The 2,444-nt window shown below is 72.3% G+C and carries 3 protein-coding genes and 1 tRNA gene; 3 read left to right on the forward strand and 1 reads right to left on the reverse strand.

What is annotated here, in order from left to right; genetic code table 11:
* Positions 1-290 precede the first annotated feature (290 nt).
* The 3 genes from C6N75_RS28230 to C6N75_RS28240 all read left to right on the forward strand — a co-directional run bounded on the left by C6N75_RS28230 (position 291) and on the right by C6N75_RS28240 (position 2,160).
* A complete protein-coding gene (locus C6N75_RS28230) occupies positions 291-845 on the forward strand; it encodes a tetratricopeptide repeat protein (protein WP_105871690.1) in 555 nt (184 codons plus the stop codon).
* Positions 846-1,061: 216 nt separating this feature from the next.
* Positions 1,062-1,481, forward strand: coding sequence for a TOBE domain-containing protein (locus C6N75_RS28235; RefSeq protein WP_105871691.1), 420 nt, complete (start codon positions 1,062-1,064; stop codon positions 1,479-1,481).
* Positions 1,482-1,671: 190 nt separating this feature from the next.
* Positions 1,672-2,160, forward strand: coding sequence for a nucleoside deaminase (locus C6N75_RS28240; protein WP_105871692.1), 489 nt, complete (start codon positions 1,672-1,674; stop codon positions 2,158-2,160).
* Positions 2,161-2,261: 101 nt separating this feature from the next.
* Here the strand turns inward: C6N75_RS28240 and C6N75_RS28245 are convergent.
* A tRNA-Ser gene (locus C6N75_RS28245) sits at positions 2,262-2,349 on the reverse strand.
* Positions 2,350-2,444: the final 95 nt, after the last annotated feature.

Below are 2,444 nucleotides of genomic sequence, written 5' to 3' on the forward strand. Positions count from 1 at the left end.
CGCTGTCCCCGGTGACCGTCTCGCCGACGCCCGTCGCCACCGCCCCCCCCGGCGCCACCCTCGCCGCCCACCGCCCCCTCCTCCGCCGTCCCGGCCATCGCGCTCGCCGGCGGCGCGGCGCTGGTCGCGGGTGCCGGAGCGGTATACGCCGTACGCCGCCGCCGGCCCGCCACCGAGGACTGACCGGACTCGACCCGACCCGACCCGACCCACGCCCTACGCCGCCGCCAGGCCACCGAGGCCCGACGACCGGCCCCCCGCCACCGCAGCCTCCCGGGAGGGGATCGACGATGACCGATCAACCGCACCCCCTGCCGCAGTCACCAGCGGAGCGCCTGCCGGAGCGTCTGCTGAAGCATCTGCCGGAGGGCCTGGCCGAGGCGGCCCGCCGGTACGCCGACGGCCGCTTCGAGGAGGCCCGGGAGCTGCTGGTGGCGCTCGCCGCTGCGTACCCGGACGACGCCCAGACCGCGTACCGCGCCGCCTGCGTCCACGACCGGCTGGGCCTGGAGGCGGAGGCGGTGCCGTACTACGAGCACTGTCTGCGCGGGGCGGACCTGCCGGAGGATTCGCGGCGCGGCGCGCTGCTCGGACTGGGCAGCACGTACCGCGTCCTCGGCCGCTACGAGGAGGCCGTGGCCACCCTTCGCCAGGGCGTGGAGCGTTACCCCGCCGACGGTGCGCTCCGGGCCTTCCTGGCGATGGCGCTGCACAACACGGGCGCCCACCGCGAGGCCGCCGCACTGCTGCTGAAGACGCTCGCCGAGACCAGCGAGGACCCGTCGGTACGCACGTACCGCAGGGCCATCGAGCACTACGCCGACGACCTCGACGCCACCGTCTGACCGCCCCGCTCACACCCCTCGCGGGCCCCGCATCCGCTCCTGCGAGGTGATCACCCACCCCCGCCTCGCACTCGCGATGACCGTTCTGCGCGGTTCGCCGGGAATGGCTAGCGTCCCGACCCGTAGGGACCGCATCCACGTCGGCCTGGCTCCCCGAACTCTCCCGAGTTCTCCGAGCTTTCCGAGTTTCCCAAGTGAACGAATGAGGCATCACCCATGACCCTGAGCATCCGCAACCAGATCTCCGGCACCGTCTCGTCCATCACCGCCGGCGAGGCCATGTCCGCGGTGAGCGTGCGTCTGGTGGGCGGCCAGGACATCACCGCCGCCATCACCACCGACGCCGTCAAGGACCTCGGCCTGGCCGAGGGCTCCTCGGTGAAGGCCCTGGTCAAGTCGACCGAGGTGGCCCTGGCGACCGCCCGGGTGGACGGCGTCTCGATCCGCAACCAGATCGCCGGCACGGTGACCGAGGTCGTCACCGGCGGCGCGATGGGCAGCGTCAAGGTGGACGTGGACGGCGCGGAACTGACCGCGGCGGTCACCAAGGACGCCGTCCAGGACCTGGGCCTGGCCGCCGGCTCCCCGGTCGTCGCCCTGATCAAGTCCACCGAGATCTCCCTCTCCGTCGCCTGACGCCTGACCCGATTCCGTCTGGTCAGGACCAGGACCAGGACCAGGACCAGAGTCAGGATCAGGGCTGGTCGGGGGCTGTTCAGGGCCGGACCGGGTACCCGCCGGGAGGCCTGCTCCCTCCGCGCCGACGGCGCCCGGGGAGCGGGCCCCCGCGAGTCACCGCACCACCCGAGGAGGCCCTGTGCACCCCGTGGACTTCGCCCAGCGCACCATCGACCTCGCCCGCGCCAACGTCGACGAGGGCGGCCGTCCGTTCGCGACCGTCATCGTCCGCGACGGCGCCGTCATCGCGGAGAGCGCGAACCGGGTGGCGCAGACCCACGACCCGACCGCGCACGCCGAGGTCCTCGCCATCCGCGAGGCGTGCACCAGGCTCGGCACCGAGCAGCTCACCGGCTGCACCGCCTACGTCCTGGCCCAGCCCTGCCCGATGTGCCTGGGCGCCCTTTACTACTGCAGCCCCGACGAGGTCGTCTTCCTCACCGAACGGGACGCCTACGAGCCGTACTACGTCGACGACCGCCGCTACTTCGAGCTCTCCACCTTCTACGACGAGTTCGCCAAGCCCTGGCAGGAGCGCCGCCTCCCCATGCGCCACGCCCCCCAGGACGCCGCCGTCGACGTCTACCGCCACTGGAACACCCGCAACGGCGGCCACCGCACGGTCACCCTGGTCTGACCGCTTCCGTGCACGTCGTCTCCGTACACGTCGTCTCCGTACATGTCGAAGGGCCCCACCGCGGACGGTGGGGCCCTTCGACATCGTGCCCGGTGAGGCACTGGCGGAGGATACGAGATTCGAACTCGTGAGGGGTTGCCCCCAACACGCTTTCCAAGCGTGCGCCCTAGGCCTCTAGGCGAATCCTCCGCCGGGAACATTACATGACCGAGAGGGGTGCTCGCGAACTCGTTCAGGGCAGGTCACCGGAGGTCGGTGCGGGTGGGGGGAGGCGGGTGTGGACG

The organism is Streptomyces solincola (assembly GCF_002982015.1).
GTDB classification, from domain to species: domain Bacteria; phylum Actinomycetota; class Actinomycetes; order Streptomycetales; family Streptomycetaceae; genus Streptomyces; species Streptomyces solincola.